This is a genomic window from Ensifer adhaerens (assembly GCF_028993555.1).
Lineage (GTDB): Bacteria > Pseudomonadota > Alphaproteobacteria > Rhizobiales > Rhizobiaceae > Ensifer > Ensifer adhaerens_I.
In genome coordinates this window covers 2,582,307-2,604,936 of sequence record NZ_CP118610.1, presented here as the reverse complement: position 1 = coordinate 2,604,936, position 22,630 = coordinate 2,582,307, and the positions used below count along the sequence as shown (strand labels likewise).

Here is a 22,630-nt window from a genome sequence, read left to right as displayed (position 1 = left end):
CGGCATGGGGGGCTTTTTTGTTTTGTGGGGTACGAGCGGCGCTCCCGGCGCTGCGAGCTGCGAGACGTCTCGCCCAGGATGCCGCCAGTTTTGGGGGAAGTCGCTCCTCAAGGCCAAATCCGGCCTATGGTGCGTCAATCATCTCCCCGGACTGAACACCTGACCCGGGGCCTCACACTTCTGGCGCCAATATCTGGCTGCTCGTCTTGGGCGCGAAGACGACGGAACTCAGGCCGAACCGGAGGCTTCCGTTGCCGCACTGTGTGTTGGCCAGCCGCCGCCACAGCGGCCGCCTGCTTCGTACCCTCCGTCATCATCCGCAGGCGCACGCACGACGTGTCGCGTAAAACACGTCGCCCCCGGTGCCGATCTCCGGCGCCGGGGGCGAGGAATGAGCGAAGCCCGCGCGTGGTTGCGGCGGGTTTGCCAAACTTACTGCTTGATTTCGAAGGTCACGTTGACAGTGACGTTGTAGCTGTTCTCGCCGGTTGCGACAGGAACGGCGTCGGCAGCATATTCCTTGGCCATGCCGGCGCGCATCATCGGGACCGGTTCGGGGCGGAAGCCCTGTTCCGAGATGTTGAGGATCTTGCCGATCGAGACACCGGCAGCTTCGGCAAGCACCTTGGCCTTTTCCACAGCGTCGGCAACGGCAGCCTTGCGCGCTTCGGTGATGACGGCTTCCGGCTTGTCGTTGGTGAACTGTACGCCGCCGCCCTGGTTGACGCCGAGAGTGACCGACTTGTCGATGACTTCACCGAGCTTGGCGAGGTCACGCACGCGCACGCTGACGCCGTTCGTCACCTGGTAGCCGATCAGTTCCGGCGCGCGGTTGCCGCCATCGGTATTGGTCGGGTAGTTGTACTGCGGGTTCAGCATGAAGCCGCTCGTCTGCAGGTCGCGATCGGCAATGCCGCCGTCCTTCAGCGCCTTCAGCACTTCGGCCATGGTCTTGTTGTTGGCGTCGAGCGCCTCGCGGGCGGTCTTGGCGTCCTTGACGACGCTCAGCTGCAGGACCGCCATGTCGGGCGCGACGGTCGCGCGGCCTTCGCCGGCAACGACGATGGTCGCCTTGTCCTTGTCCGTTTCCTGCGCCTGAGCGGCGGCTACGCCGGCAAAAGCGGCGGCAAAAGCGGCGATCGAAAGCGTGCGGGCAGTGCGTGTGGAAATCATGGCCTATGTCTCTCCGGTTGTTCCGTCCCTGGCGTCTTCTTGGCCGGCGATTGTGTGAGCATTGCGGCAATGGCTTGTCCGCAAAAAGGTTTTCCGCTAGAGCCATTGCCACCGCGAACTGCCATTGGTTCGCGGACCTGGATCGCTACGACGCCACGCGTTTTTATCAGAGACGCAAAGGTTGCTGTAGTACTTAGAGTTGCTGCATGTCTTATCCTCGGATCATTACGATTTGAGGACGCCTGCAGATCCAGAGTGGGCCTGTAGCTCAATGGTTAGAGCCGGCGGCTCATAACCGCTTGGTTGGGGGTTCGAGTCCCTCCGGGCCCACCAAAATGCAACGATTTCAGATGGTTAGGACGCGGTTAGCCAGCCAGGTTAGCCAGCCGGTTAGCCAGCTACCTCCCGCCGTACTTCCAAGCGCTCAATTCTCTTGATTTGACCGTGCAATGAGTGGAAGTACGCCTGATAAACGCAGAAAGTAGCAAGCAGGAGGCCTTCGCCGGCCTCTGCGATTTTGCCGAGAGAATCGCCTACCTCCTTTAGAGGTGTTGGAGAGACGCAGAGCGTGCCGGAAGCATTGAAGACAACGTATTTGTTGATAAGGCGGGCATGCAGCTTTCGTAGCTGAGTGACGACATCTTTGGTCAGGAAATCGACGTTCACTCGATGAGCCAGAATGTTTCTAATTTTCTGAATGCATCGAAGGATCTCTCCGTCATCTGGCATGATAACGCCGGTGAGGATGGCTAGCTGAATGCGAGCAGAAAAGGTGCCGCAAGGTGCCCGGCCGTCGCCATCAAGCCCCACGAATGATTCGATTTCTTTCTTATGGTCTATCAACCGCCGCGAAAGTAATTCGGCTAGCGCAATATCGAGAACAGAAGCCGCGACAATGCCTAGCTCTCGCGGCGGTAGGTCGCTGTACTTTTCATAGATCTGGTCGCGACCTGGGAAAATATCCTCCATCCATTTTTCGAGCTTTTGTGACATGGGATGGCGCTACTTCTTTCTAGGCTGGAGAGATTTGGTTAGCCGCGTCATTGCATCCCGTGCTAGACGCTGTTGCTCGGCCTCGCGGCTGTACAACTCAGCGTGCGCGATATCGTCATGGCCGAGAGTATCCATGAGTTGCCGAGTCGTCGCACCGGTCTCGGCCAGCATTTTTCCAAGCGTTTTTCTGAGGCCGTGAAGCGTGCAGCCTTTCGGCATGTCGGCGCTGTTCGTCCAGTCGGCCATGCGGCCGGTGAGGGACTTTTCCGAGAACGGCTTTCCATAGGCGGTGATGAGCACGTATTCGCCCTTGCGCTCCAGCGGCTCGACGATCTCGCGCAGCATGGGGGTGATTGGAAGCGTCAGCTCCTTGTCGCCTTTCTTTTGCTTGACCGTCACAACGCCGCGGCGGAAGTCGAACCAGTCCCATCGCACGCGCGCGACGTCCGATCGACGATTGCCGAGCCAGAGCGCCAGGCCATAGGCCGTGCGGGGTGTGCTGCCGAGCGGCCAGCGGGCCTCGAACTTTTCGCGCTCCTCAACCGTCCATGCCCGCCAGCCTTTGTACTCGGGCCGGTAGTTCATCTTCCATGTCGGATCGGCCTCGATCCATTCTTCGTCGAGGGCGACATAGATCATCTTGCGGATCGTCGTCAGCAGGTGTTTCGCCTTGTGGGGCGTCCCGCTGAAATGGGCGATGATGCCTTTGATGTGACGCCGCTTCGCGTCCTTCACCAACATGTCAGCCCAGACATCGGGATGCGTCTCCACCACGCGAAGTTTTAGGAACTCGTCAGCGAGGCGAATGTTTTGGTCTTTGGTGGCGGGATCGAAGGCGAGCCACTCTGGCGTCTTCTGCACGCGTTTCCACGCGTCGCGGAAACTGCCGGGGATAGCCTTGCCCGGCAAGTTGATGACCAGGGCCGGTTTGTATTCTCGACCCTCGATCGCCGCTTGATAGGCCGCCTCGAATTCTGGCTGGCCGGGAAGGCCCTTGATCTGGATGGTCTTGCCGGCGCGACGAAACCGCCAGCGGGTCTTTCCGTGGCGGTCTTCGTAGGAGGAGAGATAGGGTCGGGGGTCTTGGTCTTCGCTCATGGCGGGAAGATATGCGCCTATGCACGTCCTGACAATAAGTCGTCGATTCGGTTGCTTCCTTCGTCGGGGAGAGCGGAAAACGCGACATCGAGGGCGATACGATCCCAAATCACACGACCGCCGACACGCTTCGGGCGCGGCATAAGGCGATCAGCCACCATCTCATCGAATTTCGTCTCGCCAACGCCAATGTAGCGTGCAGCCTCGGGACGGCTAAGCCCGCGAGGGGCGTAAGCAATTTGATCTGATTTCGCCATCACCCTTACCTCAGTGCTCGCTTGGTGGCGACGATCGAGGCGCGTTCGAGCACGAGATCCTCACCGATCAGGCGGTAGGCCAGTTTTCGGAACTCCTCCTCAGCCTTCATCGGTGCCCATGGTTTGACGGCGCCGGTCAGCTTTGGAGTGGTGGAAGGCGGCATTTCGTGGCCGGCGCGCGAACCGAAGAGCGCGATCGCCTCGGCGCGGCACATGCGATTGTCCATTTCCTTGACGAGCTTCGCCTGCTTTCGGGTCCAGGCCTCGGGACCTGGCAGGCCGGCCGCGAAATAAATCACCTCATCCCAGGCGGCCTTGCAGGTGGCGACAGCGTCGCGCATCCGGGCTTCGCCGTAGAGATCGATGGCGACCGAGGAGTAAAGCTCCTGCGACGGCTTCGACTGGTCGCCGACGATGTATTCGTGCCCGTCGTGAAGCAGGAACAGGGCGGCATCCCATCGGGTGCCGCCCTCATTCATGATTGCGTGCGCGCCCATCACTGAATGCTGGGCGACAGAAAGAGCCGGGCCGGGATTGCGGCCGTCGAAGCGCGCAATCTTCGAGAGAGAGTTGCCCATTTCGAGGAAGCAGACTTCGGCGGCATCCGGTGCGGCGATGTCGATCACCGATCCATCGGGAACGAAGGACCAGACAGGCTGGGGAGCGAGGCGCGTGCTGACTGCCATCCGTCACCTCCACTCAAACGAGGCGACGGCACGCACCAAAACGTCGACCGCATCGTTGAGCATCCAGCCTCCGGCCACGCAGCTGATCGCGAACAGGGTCGCGACGATGCGGCGTGTCCGGAGGGGCGGTTCGCGCAGGGTGATCTGCTTGGGAGGATCAGCGCGACCGCCGAAGGGGGTGAAGTAATTGTCCATGTCAGGCGACCTGGCGGACGGACTGACGGCGCGCGATCTTTGCGGCTTCAGGCAGGAGGCGCTTCAGTGTCGGCTCGGACCAGCCGCGCTGCTGCAAGGTCTCGATGCTGGCGTTCTGGCCGGAGAAGGCCAGTTCGCGCATGTCGTCGGCCAGGCGTTCTTCGAGTGATCGAATGCAGCGAGGTGCCGCGGCAATCTTGGCGGCGGCAGTTTCGGAATGGCGTTGAATTCGGATCATATCGGGAGCCTCCGTTTTGAGGCTCACAGATATAAGCGATAATTACATTTACTAGCAAGCGAAAATTATAAGCGAAACTTAGGTCGGTTCGCTCTGGACTCTCAATCGTAAAGAATCAATTATGCGAACAGATGGGGAACGTGAGGTGCGGCGACGATGTCAGCGGGAGTTTTGTTGGGGCAGGCCAGTCGGCTAGGTATTGAGTGTGCGGACTGCGGGCGCAACCGGTGGCGGACACCGGAACAGATGCTCTGCCACGGCGTGACCCTGCACACAGCGCTATCCGTCGTTGCGAAGAAATTCAGTTGCTCAGCGTGTCGTGAGAGCGGGCTGCCCGGAAAGAATGTGTCGGTTCAGGTGTACTTCAACCACGATGCGGATAGGATGCGCGCCGAAGCGGAGGTTCTTAGAAACCAAGCAGTTCTTTCAGTGGGATCACGCGCCAAAGGTTTTTGACCTGGTACCGGTCAAAGGTTATTTCCTTGGCAGGGTTGTATTGGTCGACGATGATTTCCTTCGTCGTGCGCTGCTTGAGCCTCTTGATAAACGACTTGCCGGGCTGATCTTCGGTTTCTCCGAACATCTCGACCACCACATGGTCTCCGGGTACCGCGTCGCGTCCGCCACAGTAGATGATGTCGCCTGGATCGTAGCGCGGGACCATGCTGTCGCTCAGCACGTGCAGCGCGAAAACGTTGTGCAATGAGGCGATGCCAGGCGGCCTGCGCACGTAGCCGGCGACTTCGCCATTGAACGTGAAGTCTCCATCATCGCCGCCATAGCTGACGCCGAGCAGCTTTACATCCATCGGTCCAGTCGGCGGCGGCGCTGGATCTGATATGATTTCGGCGTCGGCGAGATCGTCGGTGCCATCGATGTAGACGAGTTCGCCGCGGGCCAAGGCGACCGGGTTGATACCAAGAAAGAGCGCAGCGCTTAGCAAATTCTCGGTGCTTGGAAGATTGCGCCCGCCTTCCCACATGCCGACTGCGGCAACATCAATCCCCAAATGCTCGGCAATGTTGCGCTGGACGAGGCCGCGGCGTTTGCGCGCCGTCCTGATAGCAGTTCCGATTTGGATCGCGAGTTCGCCTTTAGCCATGCTTATAACTGGCTTAATTGCGCCTTCTTGGTCTATGTAATTATCACTTGTGTAACTTTCTAAGTTCTGCTTATATCTGCGCATGATGACGATTGACCCTTCACTGGCGTTGGCGATCGATCGCGTGGGAAGCGCGAGCGAACTGGCGCGAAAACTCGGCATTACTCCGGCGGCTGTTCTTCAATGGCGGCGCGTACCGGTGAACCGTGTCCTTTCCGTTGAACGCATCAGCGGTGTCTCGCGTCACGAACTTCGGCCGGATTTCTATCCGCCCTCGGAGGCTGCTGAATGATGGTGCTGTCCTGGCCATGCGGTCCCCCGTGATCTGCTGACGAACTGAAATTCACATTTTCGAACCGTTCCCACCACGGGAAAGCCCGCCGGAAATTCCCGGCGCGGGAAGCCTTTGCGTTGTCTAAACTGGAGAGTTCCGATGTCCGTTTCCGAAGCATGGATGTTCCGCGTGAAGGCGGCGCAACGCGACCTGATAGAGGCCTGCGGCGGTATCAAGCGGGTAGAGACCCGTTTCAACTACGGCAAGAGCACGGTCGGCCGGTGGAACGATGGCAACGACCCGACGCTGATGCCGCTCGGCGCCGTCGTCGCGCTCGAGAGTGATTGCGGCCGGCCTTTCGTCACCAGCGCTCTCGCCGAGGTGAATGGTCGCCGTCTCTCCGATCCCAGCGAAGACAGGGTGGCTGACGTCTGTGTCATGGCCTCGCATTCCGAGCTGCTGCGGCACACAGCGGAGCTGGCGAACGGGATGGCGATGGCAATTGCCGACAGCCGCGTGACGCCGACGGAAGCGCAGACGATCGACCGCATCGCGGCCTCCATGCAGAACGCCATGAACGACATGCGCGCGGCGCTGGCCTCCATCAAGGCGAAGGGCGGCGAGCGCACCGGTCTTCGCGTCGTTGGCGAGGATGACTGAGACCATGTCCAAGGCTCGTGTCATCAAAATCATCTGCCTCGGATGCAAGGGCGCCGGGAAGCTCGGCTGGATCAGCGGCACGTGTCCGCGTTGCGAAGGGCAGGGCAGGGTGCCTGTTGCCCAGGCGCTTGCCATGGCTGACGAGCGGCACGCTATCGCGGCCGGAGGGCTCGCCTCCGGTGACTACAACCTCTCGACGCTGACCCGCCTGCGCGACGAGGCGGATGCCATCTATGCAATCGCTGGCGTGACGCCGCCATGGCAGGCGGAGGGCTCGCGATGAACGATCCGCATCATCAGACCCGCCGCGATCGTGATCGCCTTCGCTCCGAAAAGGGCCTTCAGCGGAAGGAGCTTCTGCGCGCCATCCGCAAGACGGTGAAAGCCTGGCGCGATGGCGCCGACGTCGAGGCGAGCATGCAGCGCATTGCCGACCTCATGGACGGAAAGGCGCAGTGATGATGCCGTTAACCCCGCGAGAGCTCCCGCATCCATTTAACGCTTGGTTAAGCTTCTACTCGGTCATCCAGGGGCAGGGTAGGTTCATCGTCGTTGTTGGTTTTCGGCGCGACAGTGAGAATTGTAGTCCAGTCGATATCGTCACTGCCCTGTGGCGCCTCCCCATCCCGGAAGAAGTTCCCTTTGCCGCTCAGATTTGCGAACGGCACTCCCCGGCGACCTGTTCGGGGGGGGCGGCGAAGCACTGCTCCGGAGAAGTCGCAATCTTCAAACTCGTTGTAAGAAATAGTCAATTCTGTAAACGACTTGATTTTGCAGCGGACGAACGTGCAACCGCTTTGCCTTATGTCGACCTTGACCTCTCTGATGTCAGTAAATCGGCAAGAATTGAACTGTACGGACGACGGCTTCTTAAACTGCTCAAACTGCCAGCGCCTGAATCTCGCACCCACATACTTGATGGAGCGAAGGCCGTTGATAGCCACTCCGTTCTTGTCCTGAACCCCAGAGACGTCAATGACCAGATCACGGGTGCCATAGCGCTTCAATTCGACGCCCAGGTCCATTGCACTCTTCGCAGCTTCAAACAGATCGCGCTTATCTGCAAGATTGTACGTGGATCTGACGACGCCCCCCAGGATGTCCATCGCCTGGGGGGCGAATGTGCCTTTGGGCGAGGAGACTACTGCGGACAAGGCGGCAACGCCGGCAAGTATGTGCGTTTCTTTGTCCTCACCAATGAGCGTCGTGCCGTCCATAAGCAGCTTCGCAAGGTTCTCATCGTCTTTCGCATCATTTTGCCGACGAGACTGGTTCAGCTGTTCGCCTGTTTGCTGCAGTTGAGTCGTATTCAGCACCCCGCGCCAGGCAACTGTGCAAAAAGTGACGATAGCCAACATGGCAGCGCCGAACGGCGTAAACGCCTGGGCGCGCTGTACCATCAGCGCGTCGGAGCCCGCATCGAACACCCAAAGGGCGAAAAACGCTCCTGCCGAAATGGTGATGATGAAGCTTGCAATAGCAAGAGCGAACCAGGTCTCGGCTCTAATTCTTGGTCCATCCCCGCCAAGGCGGCTTTGCTCAATTTCTTGCACTGCGACTATCCTCGCCCCCTGTTTCTTGAAAGCTATCATTCAACTGAGCGTTTAGCAGCGTCTGCCCGACTACCCTCCACAGGTTTGGGTGGGACGAAATGAGCCAGATCCGCCTGTTCATCATCACCAACAATCCGGAGCGCGCCCTCGGCGAGACGCTCGGTTGCGCCACGACCAATGCGCCGGAGTGGTGCCGCGTCGTTAGTGACCCTGTCGAAATTCTCCGCCTTCCCAATGGCGCGAAGTGCGTCGGCGCCTGGTTCGGTCTCGGTGCGTCGGCGCAGGAATCTGCCTGGCGTGAGCGCCGGATGTTCGGCGGCATCGTCTTCCTCTCCGACGACGACTGGCAGGGCCTCTCCGCCTGGATTGCAAAGCGGAAGGGCGGCGCTGATGTCGCCAAACCCGAACGCCCAGGCATGCCGCCGCCGGCCGCCGCTACCCGCCCGAACCTCGTCCAGCAATTCACCTGAAAGGAACCGAACCATGGGAAAGCAAGTCGCCAAGACAGGTTTCTTCGAGCCGGGTCTCGTGACCGCCGCCAACTTCGCGCGCTTCGAGCCCTACCAGCGTACCGAGTTCTGCCTGCTGGCCGCTGAAGCCGGGATCGCGGTTGCCGATGTCGCCGACATGATGCGCGTGCCGGCCGCTGCTGTCCGCTCCGCCATCGTGCTCAATTTCAACCACAATCCCTTCCGGGGTGGCGCCCAGGCCGAGGACGAGGCGGCGGTTGAGAACCGCAGCACGCTCGCCCGCAAGTACCGCATCGCGCTGCTTGGTCACATCGAGGCTGGCGACGACAAGACCGTCACCGTGACCTATGCCAATCTTTCGCGCGCCATCGGCTTGCGCCAGAAGGCCATGCTGTCGATCCTGCAGAAGATGCGCGATGGCGGCTATGTCGACCAGCTGCGCGAGGGCCGTATGAGCGTTCCGGCTGTGCTGCGCCTGACGCTCAAGGGTGAAGCTGCGCTCACCCGCTGGCGCGAGGCGGCGTGATGGAGCGGCCGAACATCCTCCTCGTCGTTGCGCCGTCGCGGCCGGAATGCATCCGCACGGCTCAAGCCTTCGGCATCGATGTCGAAACGAACTTCAACCGCATCCGCTTGATCAGCACCTTGTATGGCTTGCTCGGCTGGCATGAGGGCACTGCCTTCATCAGCCTTGGCCGCCTGTTCTGGCCGATGCCCGGCCGCCATCCGCTTTATCTTGCGCTCATGTCCCTTGATCGCTGCGGCCACTTTCGGGCGGCCAGCGATCACGATCTGGCGCCGCTCCGCTTTGCCGGCGCCGAGCGTCGCCCAATCATGGCGGGGGCGTAATGAGATCGTCAGCCCGCGGCCTGTTTATCAATCTGAGTGCCGTATTTCATCAGATCGGTCATGTTGGGGGCTTCCACCGTGTCCGGCCCATGGCCAGGCGTTCGGCGGAAGAGCGCCTCCAAGATTGCGCCGCGATCTTGGATTGTTGCCGCGTTCTGTCTGATCAGGAACAGATACGTGTTCAACATCGCCACGCGATGATTTGCATCATCCATCAACAACATGGAGCGGACGTTAAAGCGCACACCGATTTTGATCGCCCAGACGATGAGGCCGATGGGGAGCGTAAGGATTACCACTCGACCGATTATCGAGGCGGTGGCCGCTATATGTTGGTTGTTTTGCGACAGGCTCGCCGCAGTCGTTTCAATGTTTTTAATGACATCGAGAATGTAGCCGGATCCGAGTATTATCGACAAAATGAGGAATATGAACGCTCCAAGAATTATGTACAGCGAGTAGTAGTACTCAGACTTGGAACGCCTCGCCTCTTCTTGCCAGAGTTTATCGGTCTCTCTGAGACCAACGCTCTCGATCAACGACTGATATGCAGAATCGACCTTGTTATCGAGGTTTTCGATGTTCTCCATTGCTTTGGCAACGCGCTCAGTCACCGTGCGCTCTTCAAGTCTCAGCGCATCAAGCGTTCGCCTAAGTTCCGCATATTCATTGTTCGCGGCATCTACCTTTTGTTCGATGGAAGCCTGTTGAAGCTTCATCTTGCCAATTTCCGAAACGCTCGAGCCCTCTTCCTCGGCTTGTACGTTGAAGATTTCCGATCGGGCCAGCGCGCGTTGGAACGCCAGCGTGAGTTCTGCGTGTCCATCAAAGTTGAAGCGAGTTCCTCTGCCCGGAAAGGCTTCGACGTAAGCGAGAACGACCGAAGCAATAGCGTCATCGACGAACTTAGGGTTGCTCCGCAAGCGGGTGGGATTTTCGATCAGTTCCTGAGAAAGTTGTTCAATGTCTCGGCTGTCGAGTATCGCGACACTTCCTGCCAAAGTCGCGGTTCCATCAGAGTTCTTGGTAATTTGATAACTTCTGTGGGCCTCGGTCTCTTCGACGTATCTTCTAAGCGCGGTCGCAACACCTTGCGCTGCCGACTTGTGTCCCGAACTCGAAGCAAGGGTGTGCACCAGCGCCAAGACTCGCTCATGCAGCGACTTCTGAGCAGACGACCACCCTTGCGCTTCTACGTCTGGCTTACTGCCGCCCGAGGTAAGGGATCGACGTGCAAAGGAGTGTTGGATCACCTCCCACTTTGCTCGATCCAATACCAAGGGCACTTGCCCGATCTCGGATATATCTACCATTCCCGCTCCCCGCGAAGGTTGCCTCTTCTCCCGCAGATTGCATTTTCCCGATCGTGCTTCAAGCTGCTCCGGAAGGTAATGCAATGAGCGCGCCCATCGATCTCTTCATCGAAGAAGCCCGCGGCGTGACCGTTGTTGATGCTGCCATCGCGCTCAGCCTCGTCGGGCCGACCTTCAAGGGCAATCACGCGGGACCGTGTCCGGTTTGTCAGGGCAAGGACCGGTTTGCGATCAGCAGCATCAAGGGCGCTTGGAACTGCCGAAACTGCGGGATCGGCGGCAAAGACGGGATCAGCCTCGTTGCCCATGCCGGGCATATCGACGTGCGGTCGCGCGCCGGCTTTCTGGCTGCTTGCGCCGAAGCTCTGGGCAAGGCGCTGCCGGATGAGGCCGAGCGCGAGACCGAGGAGCAGATTGCCGAGCGGCGCCAGCGGATCGAGGCGCAGAAGGCGAAGAACGAAGCCGCGGCCGCCGATCGCGAAAAGCAGGACAACGCCTACCGCGAACGCGAGGTGAAGCAGTCGCGCGGCATCTTCTTCAATGCCTCGGCCGAGCCGCATCCGGATGTTGCCGCCTATCTGAAGGCACGCACCGGTTACGATATGCCGGCCGAGGTGTTCGCTTATCTGCGCAGCAATGGGCGTTGCACCTATTGGCACGGACGCGACGATCGCGGTCATGAAATCGCGCGTCATGTCGGCGTCGCGATGGTCGCGCCCTTCGTCGACCTGGAAGGGCACGTCACCGGTTGCCACCAGACATGGATCGACATGAACCACGGGCCGAAGTTTCGGCCGGATCTTGGCCAAGATGCCAAAGGTGAGCCTCTGCCGACGAAAAAGATGCGAGGCACGAAACGCGGCTCCCTGATCCCGCTTTTCGGCCTGATGTCGTCGACGCGATGGGTTGGCGGTGAAGGCATCGAGAACGGCCTTGCTATCGCCGGCGCCGAGCGGTTCCGGCAGGACACCTTCTATTTCGCGGCCGGCGACCTCGGCAACCTGACCGGTCCGGCTGATCCGGAATCTCGTTTTGCGCATCCGAGCCTGACGAAGGCGGACAAAAAAGGCAAGCAAAGGCGCGTGATGGTGGCGGGGTCGGTCCCTAAGGCCGACCAGGCGCCCGATGAAGCCATGCAGGTGGCTGATCACGTCGCCGAGCTCGTGCTGCTCGCCGACGGCGACAGCGAAGCGATCTTTACCGCGGCCGCGATGGTGCGCGCCGAAAAGCGCCTGGCCCGAGACGGCCGGACGATCGAGACCTGGTGCCCACCGGTCGGCATGGATTTCTCAGCATTGATGACGAGGTATTGACGTGGCGGAACGGAAGAAGCGACCGACCCTCCCTGAGGACGTGGCGCAAAAACTGGAAGAATTCGCCGCGCAGCGGGAGCCTGAAAACCCCGAAACCCCTCTTGGTCCTTCGGACGAGCCGCCGGCTCACCTATCGGCCGATCTGGAGCCGGACGAAGCGGCCGTCGAGTATTGCGCCGAGTTTGATCACTCCGACACCGACAATGGCAAGCGGCTGATCACGCATTTCGGCACGGACTTCATCGTCCTGGCGCAGGAGAAGGCAAAACAGCCGGCCTTCGCCGTCTGGACCGGTTCGCATTGGGACGTTTCCAATGGCGGGCCGAAGGCGACGGCCATTGCTCAACGGCTCGGCGATCGGATTGCTCGCGAGGTTTCCTACATCAAGCCGAACGCCTTTGAGCAGATGTTCATCGACAAGGCGATCGAGGCACGAAAGAAACCGGAAGAGGATCGCAACCCGACGGAAAAACGGCTCGCGATCGCGGCCGAGAAGGCCGAGGAGGCGCATGGCAAACGCGTCAAGCGCCGGCTCGACCACGCTGTGACCTCGAAGAACGTGGCGAAGATGCAGGCGGCGCTCTCCTGCGCCGCCCCGCATATCATGCGCTCGCCGAACGACTTCAACGCAAACCGGATGATGGTGGCGGTGCAGAATGCGACGCTGGTCTTTCACCGGAAAACCGAGCGGCGGAAGAACCCGCGTCACAGAAGTGTGAGCGAGACGCCGGATGCACCGGAATACATCGACGCCTGCGTAGATTCATCGCTCGAGGTTATCCCGGGCCATCGTCGACGGGATATGATCACCCATATCGTTCCGGTGCGATACCGGCCGGAAGCGAAGTGCCCGAAGTGGATGGCCTTCATTGACAGCAAGCTGCCGGACAAGGATGTCCGCCGCCTGGTGCAGGTTAGCTCCGGCCTCGGCCTGCTGGGCATCACGGTGCAATATCTGTTCTTCCATTACGGTGACGGTGCCAACGGCAAATCCGTCTACATGGAAACACTCTGCCGACTGCTCGGCGATGTCGCGGTAACGCTGCCGGCGACGAGCTTGATCGGCGAAGGCGGATCATCCGGCAGTGCCAGCCCTGACCTTGCGCGTCTGCATGGCCGGCGCCTCCTGCGCGTCAAGGAGTTGCCCGAGGGCGAGGACCTTCGCGAGAACCTCGTGAAGGAGCTGACGGGCGGCGAGACGATCACCGCGCGCGACCTCTTCTCAGGCTACACCGACTTCCTGCCAATCTTCATCGCCATCATGAGCGGTAACGGCTATCCCCGCATCACGGGCACCGACGATGGTATCTGGAGACGCATGGCGGTTATCCATTGGCCGAACAAGATCGCCAAAGAGGACCGGCGCGAGTTTGAGGAGATCGTGTCATCGTTCGAGCCCGAGCATCCCGGTATCCTCAACTGGCTGATTGAGGGCGTGCACATCTTCCTGCGCGAAGGCCTCGTGATCCCGGAGGCGGTCGAGAAGGCGACGCAAGAGTATCGCGACGACATGGACCGCACGGCGGGCTTTGTCGGCCGATGCATCGAGCGGGACGCAAATGCCGACCAGCTACAGGGCAAGGACCTCTATCAGGCTTATTGCGACGACACGGTCGACCAGGGCGGCAAGCCCATGAACGTCACGGCCTTCGGCCGCGTCATGTCGAAGAAGTTCCGCAAGGAGCGAACCGCGACCGGCGTCGTCTACTACGGCATCAGGCTCAAGAACGTGCCGTCTGGCGCACGCGAGCCACCGCCTGGCCGGTTCGCTCATGACGAGCGGTGGCCCGAATAGCTCCCCGTAACCCCTCATTCCGGGTCAGTTCTGACCAGTTTCTGACGAGTTGATGATGAATTCTCAAAGGCGGAAAATTCAATGAAAACAATGGGGATGATGAGTTGTGACGAGTTTACGCACGTTCACATATATGGGGTTGGGGAGGTTCGGAGGGAAAAGCATGGGTGATGCTACGTAAACTCGTCAGACTGATCTAACTAACTGATTTCTATATCTAAAACCCTACATTCAACTAGTCATCTACTGGTCAGAACTGGTCAGAAGGATTTGAAGATGAAGAAAATAACCATCGAAGCTCTCCTGACCTGGGCTTTTACGAAGGAACTCGGCAAGGTTGGCTCTGACGGCACTTACGCTGGGCCAGGATACAGCGTCGCTTGGAGCGGCATGCTGGAGATGGCGGCACTCGGAACGATGGTCGACCGCAGTCCGAACGTCTACGGCGCGATCCCGAACTTCGTTTACGAGGGTGAGCCGAACCCGGATGCGGTTGTGGTTGGTGATGCTGTGCGTGCGTTGGCGCATGAGGGTTTCGAGATTGCGGATGGGTGGAACCCTGTCCCTGATTGGTCCGATGAGCTGGGGCTGATCGCCGATGCGGTCGAGAAGCTGGCTGCCGAGCAGCGCAAGCGCGCCGATCGCTTAAGCGGCCGACACATCCTGTCCCTCGTCGTCACCTCGGCTGTGCTTGGCCGTGGTCCGTCCTGGCATGCAGATGGCCCGAAGACGGTAATGGTCTCGCATCGGGGCAAGCCGGCCTGGTTTGTCATGCGCAAGGCAAAGGATCGCACCGGCAAGATCTACGAGTATGAAGACAATGGCTTCGACCAGCGTCGCCAGCGGCCTTTCAAGGGCGCCTATCGCAAGTGGTGCCTTGATCGCTCTATCCGCGGCGACATCCTTTCCCGCCTCGATTGGCAGCTTTGGCAGTCTGCTCTTGAACTGCTGCACCTCCGCCTTTCGGCTCCGAAGTGCCTCGCTTCGCATGAACTGGTGCCATTCCGCCCGATCCGTGCACCATGGAATTTGACTGTCGGAATTGCGCAAGCAACTGACAACGTTGGATAAATAGAAATTTCTGCATGTTGTTGCGCGCGGCAGAAAGTTGACATAGCTTGCCCACAGTAAAAAAGATCAGGTTCAACCCGCTGGACGCAAGCTCGGCGGGTTTTGCTTTTCCAGATGATGGAGGCGGCCATGAACCCCGCCGCTGTAATGGCGGCAAAGGCAGGCGCACGATGATCGACGCACACATCAAGTTCGATCTGTCGGGTTTCGAGCGTTCTTTGCGCGATGTCGAGCGCAAGCAATTGCCCTACGCGATCATGCTGACGCTGAACGAAACAGCAAAGGGCGGGCGGTTGGAAGTCCAACGCGAGATGGATCGCGTGTTTGATCGGCCTACTCCCTATGCCAAGCGTGGTGTGGTCTATGACAGGGCGACCAGGCAGAACTTGCAGGCCGCTGTCGTGGTGACTGGCGATCGAACCAAGGGCGGGTTGCCGGCAACTGCGTTCCTCGGACCCCAGATCGAAGGCGGGATGCGCACGCATAAGGCTTTTGAGCGGCAGTTGATCGACCGAGGCGCCATGAAGCGCAACGAAGTCGCCGTTCCTGCCAAGCGCGCGCCTCTCGATCGATATGGCAACATGACGCAAGGGTTTCTCAACCGTGTCATGGCGGACCTGCAGATCGATTATCGGGGCGCTGGTGCTACCCGCGTCCGCTCCGACAAATCGGTCAAGCGGAACAAGAACTACAAGAACGCGCGGTTCTTCGCCGCGAAACGCCCGAGCCATCTCTTTCCGGGCGTCTACCAACGAGACCCGACCACACAGGCGATCTTCCCGGTCATACTGTTCGTGTCGCAGAGCGCGTACCGCGTCCGCCTACACCTTCGCGAGGTTGTCGAGCGCTATGTGACTGCGAACATTCACGATCACTTCGCCGCCGCCTTCGAAAGGGCGGTTCGGACGGCCCGATGACCGGTCAACCCGGTTCGCGGGTCCTTCCTGGCGAAGTCTGGCCTACGGGTATTTGGCACCGCGGCGGTTGCCCAGTCTGAGCGACTTTTTGAAGCCTAAAGTCAGAGCCTAAACTAAAGAGCGCGGCTAAAGTCGAACCCTAAAATGAACGTCTCTCTCGACACGATGACGAAGGGTGCCTTCGCCGCGCACATTGGCGTGAGCGCCGGGCGCATTTCGCAATACATCGCCGAAGGCAAGATCTACGGCGAGGCGCTCGAAGGTGAGGGCAGGGCGGCAAAGATTCGACCGGCCATCGCGCAGCGCCAGCTGCAGAAGACGTTGGAGCCGTCACAGCGCTTCGGTGCAAATGGCCAGGCGGCGTTGAACACACCCATGCGGCAGTCCGCGATGGATCTGTCGGGACGGGTGCGGTCTCCCATGGCTCCGCGATCGTCGTTTCCGGACGAGCCGGATTTGCTGATCAAGGACGACGTCGCCGACAAGTTGGCGGCCGAACGTCTTCGCCAGCAGCAGATCAAGACGGCGCAGCTGGAGCGCGAAGAGGCACTCGAAGTCGGCCGCTACGTTCTGGCCGAGGAAGCACGCCGGCAGATCGTGAAGACGGCAGTCGAAGCGTTCAAGGTGATGGAGCTCAGCATCCCGACCATGGCGAAGGTGATGGCAGCCGAGTTCGGCGTTCCCATGCACGACGCGATGCACGCCTTGCTCAAGGCGTTCCGCCAGTCTCGGTTGAACGCTTCAAAGGATTTCGCCACGGCTGCCGCCGAGTTACCCGAGCATGTCGAGGACGAAGCGCAGCCATGACGATGCTCTTCAACCCGGCGCGGCTTGCACTGGACGTTCTTGCCGAGATCTGCGAGCCGCCGCCAACCGTCGACTATCTCGACTGGGCCAAGCGGAACATCGTGTTCTCGGAACGCATCACGGACCATCCCGGCCCGTACAACGAGGACCTGGTCCCATTCTTCTCGGAGATCCTCAAGGCGCTGTCGCCAGAGGACCCGTGCAATATCGTCAGCCTGGCGAAGTCGGCGCAGATCGGTGGCACCATCTGCGCCAACATCTTCACGCTCGGCTCGCTCGACATGGCGCCCGGCGATTTCCTCTACGTCCACCCGACGGAAGAGAACGCCGCCCGCTGGTCGAAGACGAAACTGATGCCGCTGGTTCGGGAGATGCCGGCCGTCGCCAAGCTGTTCTCGCAGAACAGCCGTGATGCCAGCAACTCGGTGCTCTACAAGGAGCGCATCGACGGACGCGGCGCCATCCAGGCGGCCGGCGCCAATTCGCCGGCAGGCCTGTCGATGATCTCGCCGCGAAAGCAGGTCCAAGACGACCTTGCCAAGTGGCAGATGAACGAGGCCGGCGACCCGGAAGCCCAGGCGGACAGTCGCAGCAAGGCCTTCTTCAACGCGAAGGTCTTCAAGATCTCGACGCCGATGGTCGAGCCGGGATGCAAGATCACGGCGAACTATCGCGAGGGAACGCAGGAGAGCTATTACGTTCCTTGCCCGCACTGCAGTGAGCTGCAGGGGCTGCGCTGGGAAAACATGCGGGATCACATCGATCCCGAGCATCCGGAAAATGCGCACTTCGTTTGCATCGGTTGCGGCTGCGAGATCCACGAGCATCATCGTGAATGGATGGTGCGGCCGGAGAACGGCGCGAAGTGGATTGCGAAGTATCCCGAGCGGGCGCGTCGCCATCGCTCATTCCGGATCTGGATGGCATATTCGCCGTTCGAACGCTGGGAAAACCTGGCGCGCGAGTGGCTCTCGCTGCAGGCGGGCGGGCCGGAGAAGCGGGACAATGGCGCCGGTGCCGATCAAACGTTCTTCAACGACTGGCTCGGTCTCGCCTATGAGGCCGATAATAAAGCGGTCGATTGGGAAGTATTGCGCGACCGTGCCGAGGAAGAGGGTTTCCGCCGTGGTGTTGTACCGGCAGAAGCGCTTGCGCTGGTAATCGGTCTCGACGTTCAGGGTGATCGTGTCGAATGGCTACTCGTCGGATACGGCCGCAATCGATACCGCGCCGTCATCGATCACGGCGTGGTCGACAATCGGGCGGGAAGTCACCTGCCGGGCTACAAGGAACACTCGGGCCACATCTCGGAGCCTGAGGTTCGGGCAGCGCTCGACAAGCTGTTGCAGCGGGAATGGACTGATGAGCTGGGCCGCAAGCGCCTGGCCGATCGTCTCGCGATCGACGGCAACGCATACACCGACGACGTGTGGAACTGGGTTCGCAAGCATCCGAAATCTCGCGTCATCATGGTTCGCGGTGGCAACACAGACGCCGCGCCGCCGATCGTGCAGACGAAAGAGTACGACAGGCGCGGCAAGCCGAAAAAGCAGAAGTGGTCGTCACGCTTCTTCACGTTCAATGCCTCGGCGTTCAAGCTGCGGCTCTATCGCGACTACAAAAAGACCGATCCCGAAAGCGCCGGCTACATTCGCTTCGCGCGCGGTTTCGGTGACGACTTCTTTCACCAGGCGACGTCGGAAGCGCGCGTCCCCGAAAAGAAGAAGACCCGTAGCGGTCATGTCCGCTATGTCTGGAAGCTTCTCGACGGTCGCCGCAACGAAATCATCGACATGCTCAACCAGAGTCTTGCCGGTGCGTATCGCTGGGGCGTGCCGTACTGGACGGACGAAGAGTGGGACGCAATCGCCGACCGCCTCGGCCGGATCGAAGCGCCGCAGCAAGGTGACCTCGAAGACCATCTCAACCGGGTTGAGGTGAAAACGGTAACGCCGGCAGAAACGGCGCCAACCGAAGCATCATCGCGGCTCGCCGCCGCGCTTGCGCGTGCGGAGCGGGCTCGCCAGCGCAACAATCGCTAGGATCTCAGATGGCTTTGACCGAACAGGAAAGCGCCGTGCTGCAGGCGCGGCTCGCAGAAGCGCGCGAGGCACTTCACCAATTGGAGATCGGGCGCGCGGAAGTCAGCCTGAACTATAACGGCGAGGCGATTACCTATGTCGCCGCCAATGCCGGGAACCTGCGCCAGTACGTGCGCAGTCTTGAGGCACAGCTTGGCCAGCGTCGAATGGGTCGGGCCCGTAGCCGAGGGGTGATCTTCGGATGAGCGATGTTGCGATTTACGGCCCGGATGACAAGCCGCTGCCTGATGCCATGCGCGCGGCCGCCCGCGTGCAGATGTCGAAGAACCGGATGATGGCGTCGACCGCCTACCAGGGTGCCGCCAGCGATCATCCGGCGCTTGCCAAATGGCGGCCGGGCACCTGGTCGGGCCAGTCGGCGTTGTCGTGGAACCGCGTCGACCTGGTCGATCGTCTCAACGACGTCGCCCGCAATGACGGCTGGGGTGCTGCCGGTACGTCGCGTCTCGTTGACAACATCATCGGTTCGGGCTGGACGCTTGCCGCCAGGCCGAACCACGTCTCTCTCAACATGACGTTCGAACAAGCCGATGCGATCTCCGACAGGATCGAGGCCTTGTGGCGCGATTACACGCAGGACGTCGACAAGTGGTGCGATGCCGAGCGGACGAAAACGATGGCCGGTATTCTCGGCCTTGCCGCCCGTCAGCGGTTCGGCCCTGAGGGCGAGGCGATGGGCGTCATCGTCTGGCACGACAACGCCCCGTTGTTCCAGACCGCTGTTCATGTCGTCGATCCGGCACGGTGCTCGAACCCGAACGGGCGCATGGATGACGAGTTCCTGCGCGACGGGGTCGTGATCAACGGCTACGGCGCACCGCAGGGTTATCATTTCCGCAAGTCGCATCCCGGCGAAGTCTTCGCCGGCAACACCGGATTGTGGCAGTGGGAATATGTCGAGCGCGAAACCGAATGGGGCCGCCCGATCGTCGTTCATGCCTTCGAACAGAAGCGCGCCGGCATGACGCGCGGGGTTTCGGACTGGGCGCCCATCATACGCTCGATCAAACAGTCGACGGACTATGAGGACTTCGAAAGCCAGGCGGCGGCATTGAACGCAGTCATGGCCGCCTTCATCGAGACGCCCTTCGATCCGGAAGAGTTTCTCGATGCCATGGGTGAAGACGTGTCGGCCCAGAAAGTCGCGAGCGTCTACGGCGAGATGTCGGACGCGCAGAAGGCGTATTACAGCGCCGCCCCGATCGACCTTCCCGGCGTTCGCGTCAACATGCTCCAGCCGGGGGAGAAAGCGACCCTGACAAAGCCGGAGCATCCGAATGCGAATTTTGAGGCCTTCGTGAATGCTGCGCTGCGCAAAGTCGCGAGCGCGATCGGCATCACCTACGAGCAGCTGACGATGGACTGGAGCAACGTCAATTACTCGTCGGCACGCGCGGCCCTGCTCGAAATCTGGCGCGGACTGACGGCGAAGAAGGGTGGTTTTGCAGCCCAGTTCATGGCCCCGATCTATCGTGCGTTCCTTGAGGAGATCTTCGACAAGGGCCTGATCGAACTTCCCGCCGGCGCCGTTCGGTTCGACCAGAACCCGGCGGCGTGGTGCCATGCGGATTGGATCGGCCCTGGCCGTGGTTGGATTGATCCGTTGCGCGAAGCGCAGGCTGCCGGCGAGCGCATCGAAAACAACCTCACGACGCTCCAGCAGGAATCGGCAGAGCAGGGTCGGGACTGGAAAATGGACGCGCTGCAGCGGGCACGCGAGCGCAGCTTCTATGAAAAACTGGGCTTGCCCATGGGGCCGACCGACGCTCCACCGCGTCCCCGAGCGAACCCGGCTGATGACCGCGAACCCGGCGAGGATACCGAGGAGGAGGTCAACGGCCGCAAGTCTGCCCGCCGTCACCCGGTCGGCATCCCTGCGATTACCAGAAGGAAGCCGGCATGAGGAACTATCCCGAAATCGCCAGCCGCATGTTCGGTACGCCGCTGATGTTGCATCCTGCAAAGGGCGACATCATTGCCCGTGCCTTCGGGCCACGGGTCCTCGGTGCGCCGGATGTTGCCGCGCATGTGGCGGGTGGCGAAGAGATGGGCCTGATCGGCGAGAAGCTGCGGGACGCGAAGGACTATTGGGGAGACGACGTCTACAAAGGTCCCAAGATGTTGTCCGAACGTGGCATTGCGCTGATCGAGATCGAGGGCTCTCTGGTCAACAAGGGCAAGTGGATCGGCCAGTCGTGCGGTATGACGAGCTATGAAGCGATTTCGCTTCAGGTTCGCGACTGCATGGAGAGGGCCGACGTCAAGGCGGTGGTGCTAGAGGTTGACAGCTTTGGCGGCGAGGTGACTGGCGCCTTCGATTGCGCCGAGCAGATCTTCGAGCTTTCGCAGATGAAGCCGACGATCGCAGTGCTTACCGATCATGCTTGCTCTGCCGGTTATCTGTGTGCATCGCCGGCCCGACAGGTCGTCATTCCTCAGACCGGGATCTGCGGTTCTATCGGTGTCATTTCCATGCATGTCGACATGAGCGCCTGGCTGGCAAAGGAAGGTCTGAACGTCACGATACTTTCTGCTGGCGCACACAAGGCCGACTTCAATCCCTATCAGGCCATCCCCGAAGATGTCTTGAAACAGGAACTCGCCGAGCTCGAAGAGCTTCGGGTCGAATTTGCGGCGACCGTTGCGCGCTTCCGCGCCGGCCGCCTCACCCAGCAATCCGCGCTCGCCACCGAGGCGCGGGTCTATCGCGGACAAAAGGCGGTTGATGCCGGCCTCGCCGACGCGGTTGCACGTCCTTCGCAGGTCCTTGCGGCCTTCGAAGCGGAACTGAGCCGGACAGCCGGCTAACCCACCATCATACGGAGACGACGAATGTCGAACTTGACGCGCACTAGCGCGCTCACGCGGAGCGTGCTCGCCGCCATTAGCGGCAAAAAGGGCTCCCGGCTGGAAGAAGAACGGCCGGAAGAATTCGAAGAAGAAGAAACCGCCGAAGGCACCGAGGATGAAACCTCTGCCGAAGATGACGTGACGGACCCTGAGGCCGACGCCGAGGAAGAAGACACTTCTGCCGAAACCGACGAGGACGAGGCGGACGAAGGCAAGACCACTTCTGCCAGTGCGATCCGTCGCGCTGAACAGGGCCGCATCCGCTCGATCCTTACGCACCCGAAAGCCGAGAGCAATCCCGGCCTGGCGAACGAATTGGCCTTCGGCTCGAAGTTCTACTCGGCCAAGGAAGCCGGCGCGCTGCTCTCATCTGCTGGCGGTGGCGGTTCCAGCCTTGGCGCCCGCATGAAGGGCAAGACCCCGAAACTCGGCGCGGGCACCCCTGGCGGCGGCAAGACTACCGAGCGCCAGGCCGTCATCGCCGGCATCGGCAACACCATCAAGGCCATCCACGGCCGTAACCGCAAGGGAGCCTGACCCAATGGCTGAAGCAACCTTCGCCCCGAACGATCTGCTCGTCTCCGACGTGCCTGTCGTTACCCGCAATATCACGATCGCCAGCGGCCAGAACCTGAAGCGCGGCGCCGTGATCGGCAACATCACCGCTTCGGACAAGTACATCCTGTCCGCCTCGGCCGCAGCCGACGGCTCGCAGACGCCGGGCCTCGTGCTCGCGATCGACTGCGACGCAACCGCCGGTGACGTCGTTGCACCCGCCTATGCGGGCGCCGGCCTCGATGCATCGAAACTCATCCTTGGCGCTGGCCACACAGCCGCGACCGTAGAAGCCGCTTTCCGCAAGGCAGGCGCACCGCTCTACGTCCGCACGCTGAAGTGACGGCAAAGACCTGAAA

At 60.7% G+C, this 22,630-nt stretch carries 28 protein-coding genes and 1 tRNA gene; 19 read left to right on the top strand and 10 right to left on the bottom strand.

Annotation, left to right across the window (positions count from 1 at the left end; genetic code table 11):
* Nucleotides 1-432: 432 nt before the first annotated feature.
* Complete coding sequence (locus PWG15_RS12750) at nucleotides 433-1,173, bottom strand: SIMPL domain-containing protein (RefSeq protein ID WP_275020265.1); 741 nt, start codon at nucleotides 1,171-1,173, stop codon at nucleotides 433-435.
* Between the two features lie 257 nt (nucleotides 1,174-1,430).
* Here PWG15_RS12750 and PWG15_RS12745 point away from each other — a divergent pair.
* Nucleotides 1,431-1,506, top strand: a tRNA-Ile gene (locus tag PWG15_RS12745).
* Nucleotides 1,507-1,563: 57 nt separating this feature from the next.
* On the opposite strand, the gene PWG15_RS12740 is transcribed toward PWG15_RS12745, so the two are convergent.
* From PWG15_RS12740 to PWG15_RS12710, 7 genes are all read right to left on the bottom strand, one after another.
* Nucleotides 1,564-2,166 (bottom strand): hypothetical protein, encoded by a 603-nt coding sequence (locus PWG15_RS12740; RefSeq protein ID WP_275020263.1) that lies wholly within the window; start codon nucleotides 2,164-2,166, stop codon nucleotides 1,564-1,566.
* A 9-nt stretch (nucleotides 2,167-2,175) separates the two neighbouring features.
* Complete coding sequence (locus tag PWG15_RS12735; RefSeq protein WP_275020261.1) at nucleotides 2,176-3,372, bottom strand: tyrosine-type recombinase/integrase; 1,197 nt, start codon at nucleotides 3,370-3,372, stop codon at nucleotides 2,176-2,178.
* Nucleotides 3,282-3,521 (bottom strand): helix-turn-helix transcriptional regulator, encoded by a 240-nt coding sequence (locus PWG15_RS12730; protein ID WP_275020259.1) that lies wholly within the window; start codon nucleotides 3,519-3,521, stop codon nucleotides 3,282-3,284. The genes PWG15_RS12735 and PWG15_RS12730 overlap by 91 nt, the downstream gene beginning before the upstream one ends.
* 5 nt (nucleotides 3,522-3,526) lie before the next feature.
* Nucleotides 3,527-4,207, bottom strand: coding sequence for a hypothetical protein (locus PWG15_RS12725; protein ID WP_275020258.1), 681 nt, complete (start codon nucleotides 4,205-4,207; stop codon nucleotides 3,527-3,529).
* 3 nt (nucleotides 4,208-4,210) lie between these two features.
* Nucleotides 4,211-4,402 carry a hypothetical protein gene (locus tag PWG15_RS12720; protein WP_275020256.1) on the bottom strand — a complete coding sequence of 64 codons (192 nt, stop codon included), beginning with the start codon at nucleotides 4,400-4,402 and terminating at the stop codon, nucleotides 4,211-4,213.
* Between the two features lies 1 nt (nucleotide 4,403).
* Nucleotides 4,404-4,640 (bottom strand): hypothetical protein, encoded by a 237-nt coding sequence (locus PWG15_RS12715; protein ID WP_275020254.1) that lies wholly within the window; start codon nucleotides 4,638-4,640, stop codon nucleotides 4,404-4,406.
* Nucleotides 4,641-5,046: 406 nt separating this feature from the next.
* On the bottom strand, nucleotides 5,047-5,742 hold the full coding sequence (locus tag PWG15_RS12710; protein ID WP_275020252.1) for an XRE family transcriptional regulator: 696 nt from the start codon (nucleotides 5,740-5,742) through the stop codon (nucleotides 5,047-5,049).
* 82 nt (nucleotides 5,743-5,824) lie between these two features.
* On the opposite strand from PWG15_RS12710, the gene PWG15_RS12705 reads away from it, so the two are divergent.
* From PWG15_RS12705 to PWG15_RS12690, 4 genes are all read left to right on the top strand, one after another.
* Entirely contained in the window at nucleotides 5,825-6,034 is a 210-nt protein-coding gene (locus PWG15_RS12705) for a transcriptional regulator (RefSeq protein ID WP_342457039.1), read from the top strand.
* Nucleotides 6,035-6,175: 141 nt separating this feature from the next.
* Entirely contained in the window at nucleotides 6,176-6,676 is a 501-nt protein-coding gene (locus PWG15_RS12700; RefSeq protein ID WP_275020250.1) for a hypothetical protein, read from the top strand.
* Nucleotides 6,677-6,680: 4 nt separating this feature from the next.
* Complete coding sequence (locus PWG15_RS12695; protein ID WP_275020248.1) at nucleotides 6,681-6,959, top strand: hypothetical protein; 279 nt, start codon at nucleotides 6,681-6,683, stop codon at nucleotides 6,957-6,959.
* Nucleotides 6,956-7,135 carry a hypothetical protein gene (locus PWG15_RS12690; protein WP_275020246.1) on the top strand — a complete coding sequence of 60 codons (180 nt, stop codon included), beginning with the start codon at nucleotides 6,956-6,958 and terminating at the stop codon, nucleotides 7,133-7,135. The genes PWG15_RS12695 and PWG15_RS12690 overlap by 4 nt, the downstream gene beginning before the upstream one ends.
* A gap of 47 nt (nucleotides 7,136-7,182) precedes the next feature.
* Here the strand turns inward: PWG15_RS12690 and PWG15_RS12685 are convergent, their stop codons facing one another.
* Nucleotides 7,183-8,229 carry a hypothetical protein gene (locus PWG15_RS12685; RefSeq protein ID WP_275020244.1) on the bottom strand — a complete coding sequence of 349 codons (1,047 nt, stop codon included), beginning with the start codon at nucleotides 8,227-8,229 and terminating at the stop codon, nucleotides 7,183-7,185.
* A 98-nt stretch (nucleotides 8,230-8,327) separates the two neighbouring features.
* Here PWG15_RS12685 and PWG15_RS12680 point away from each other — a divergent pair, with 98 nt between their 5' ends.
* The 3 genes from PWG15_RS12680 to PWG15_RS12670 are packed head-to-tail and all read left to right on the top strand — an operon-like array spanning nucleotide 8,328 to nucleotide 9,548.
* Entirely contained in the window at nucleotides 8,328-8,699 is a 372-nt protein-coding gene (locus PWG15_RS12680) for a hypothetical protein (RefSeq protein WP_275020242.1), read from the top strand.
* Nucleotides 8,700-8,712: 13 nt separating this feature from the next.
* Complete coding sequence (locus PWG15_RS12675) at nucleotides 8,713-9,225, top strand: hypothetical protein (protein ID WP_275020240.1); 513 nt, start codon at nucleotides 8,713-8,715, stop codon at nucleotides 9,223-9,225.
* Entirely contained in the window at nucleotides 9,225-9,548 is a 324-nt protein-coding gene (locus PWG15_RS12670) for a hypothetical protein (protein WP_275020238.1), read from the top strand. Before PWG15_RS12675 ends, PWG15_RS12670 begins: the two co-directional genes overlap by 1 nt.
* 8 nt (nucleotides 9,549-9,556) lie before the next feature.
* Here PWG15_RS12670 and PWG15_RS12665 read toward each other — a convergent pair whose 3' ends face one another.
* Entirely contained in the window at nucleotides 9,557-10,861 is a 1,305-nt protein-coding gene (locus tag PWG15_RS12665) for a DUF6161 domain-containing protein (protein WP_275020236.1), read from the bottom strand.
* Nucleotides 10,862-10,944: 83 nt separating this feature from the next.
* On the opposite strand from PWG15_RS12665, the gene PWG15_RS12660 reads away from it, so the two are divergent.
* The 11 genes from PWG15_RS12660 (at nucleotide 10,945) to PWG15_RS12610 (ending at nucleotide 22,614) form a co-directional block, all read left to right on the top strand.
* Nucleotides 10,945-12,174, top strand: coding sequence for a DUF7146 domain-containing protein (locus PWG15_RS12660; protein WP_275020234.1), 1,230 nt, complete (start codon nucleotides 10,945-10,947; stop codon nucleotides 12,172-12,174).
* A gap of 1 nt (nucleotide 12,175) precedes the next feature.
* Nucleotides 12,176-13,969, top strand: a complete 1,794-nt coding sequence (locus PWG15_RS12655) for a DNA primase family protein (RefSeq protein ID WP_275020233.1) — start codon at nucleotides 12,176-12,178, stop codon at nucleotides 13,967-13,969.
* 276 nt (nucleotides 13,970-14,245) lie between these two features.
* On the top strand, nucleotides 14,246-15,040 hold the full coding sequence (locus PWG15_RS12650) for a hypothetical protein (protein ID WP_275020231.1): 795 nt from the start codon (nucleotides 14,246-14,248) through the stop codon (nucleotides 15,038-15,040).
* 170 nt (nucleotides 15,041-15,210) lie between these two features.
* Nucleotides 15,211-15,957: a hypothetical protein gene (locus tag PWG15_RS12645; protein ID WP_275020229.1), complete on the top strand. Its 747-nt coding sequence runs from the start codon at nucleotides 15,211-15,213 to the stop codon at nucleotides 15,955-15,957.
* A 144-nt stretch (nucleotides 15,958-16,101) separates the two neighbouring features.
* Entirely contained in the window at nucleotides 16,102-16,764 is a 663-nt protein-coding gene (locus PWG15_RS12640) for a hypothetical protein (protein WP_275020226.1), read from the top strand.
* Nucleotides 16,761-18,806 (top strand): phage terminase large subunit family protein, encoded by a 2,046-nt coding sequence (locus PWG15_RS12635; protein WP_275020224.1) that lies wholly within the window; start codon nucleotides 16,761-16,763, stop codon nucleotides 18,804-18,806. The genes PWG15_RS12640 and PWG15_RS12635 overlap by 4 nt, the downstream gene beginning before the upstream one ends.
* Before the next feature lie 8 nt (nucleotides 18,807-18,814).
* Nucleotides 18,815-19,051 carry a gpW family head-tail joining protein gene (gpW, locus tag PWG15_RS12630; protein ID WP_275020222.1) on the top strand — a complete coding sequence of 79 codons (237 nt, stop codon included), beginning with the start codon at nucleotides 18,815-18,817 and terminating at the stop codon, nucleotides 19,049-19,051.
* Nucleotides 19,048-20,769, top strand: a complete 1,722-nt coding sequence (locus PWG15_RS12625) for a phage portal protein (RefSeq protein WP_275020220.1) — start codon at nucleotides 19,048-19,050, stop codon at nucleotides 20,767-20,769. The genes gpW and PWG15_RS12625 overlap by 4 nt, the downstream gene beginning before the upstream one ends.
* Nucleotides 20,766-21,674, top strand: a complete 909-nt coding sequence (locus PWG15_RS12620) for a S49 family peptidase (RefSeq protein WP_275020218.1) — start codon at nucleotides 20,766-20,768, stop codon at nucleotides 21,672-21,674. Before PWG15_RS12625 ends, PWG15_RS12620 begins: the two co-directional genes overlap by 4 nt.
* 24 nt (nucleotides 21,675-21,698) lie before the next feature.
* Entirely contained in the window at nucleotides 21,699-22,253 is a 555-nt protein-coding gene (locus tag PWG15_RS12615; protein ID WP_275020216.1) for a hypothetical protein, read from the top strand.
* Between the two features lie 4 nt (nucleotides 22,254-22,257).
* The gene (locus tag PWG15_RS12610; protein WP_275020214.1) at nucleotides 22,258-22,614 is read left to right on the top strand and encodes a head decoration protein; all 357 of its coding nucleotides are present in this window, start codon (nucleotides 22,258-22,260) and stop codon (nucleotides 22,612-22,614) included.
* Nucleotides 22,615-22,630 lie beyond the last annotated feature (16 nt).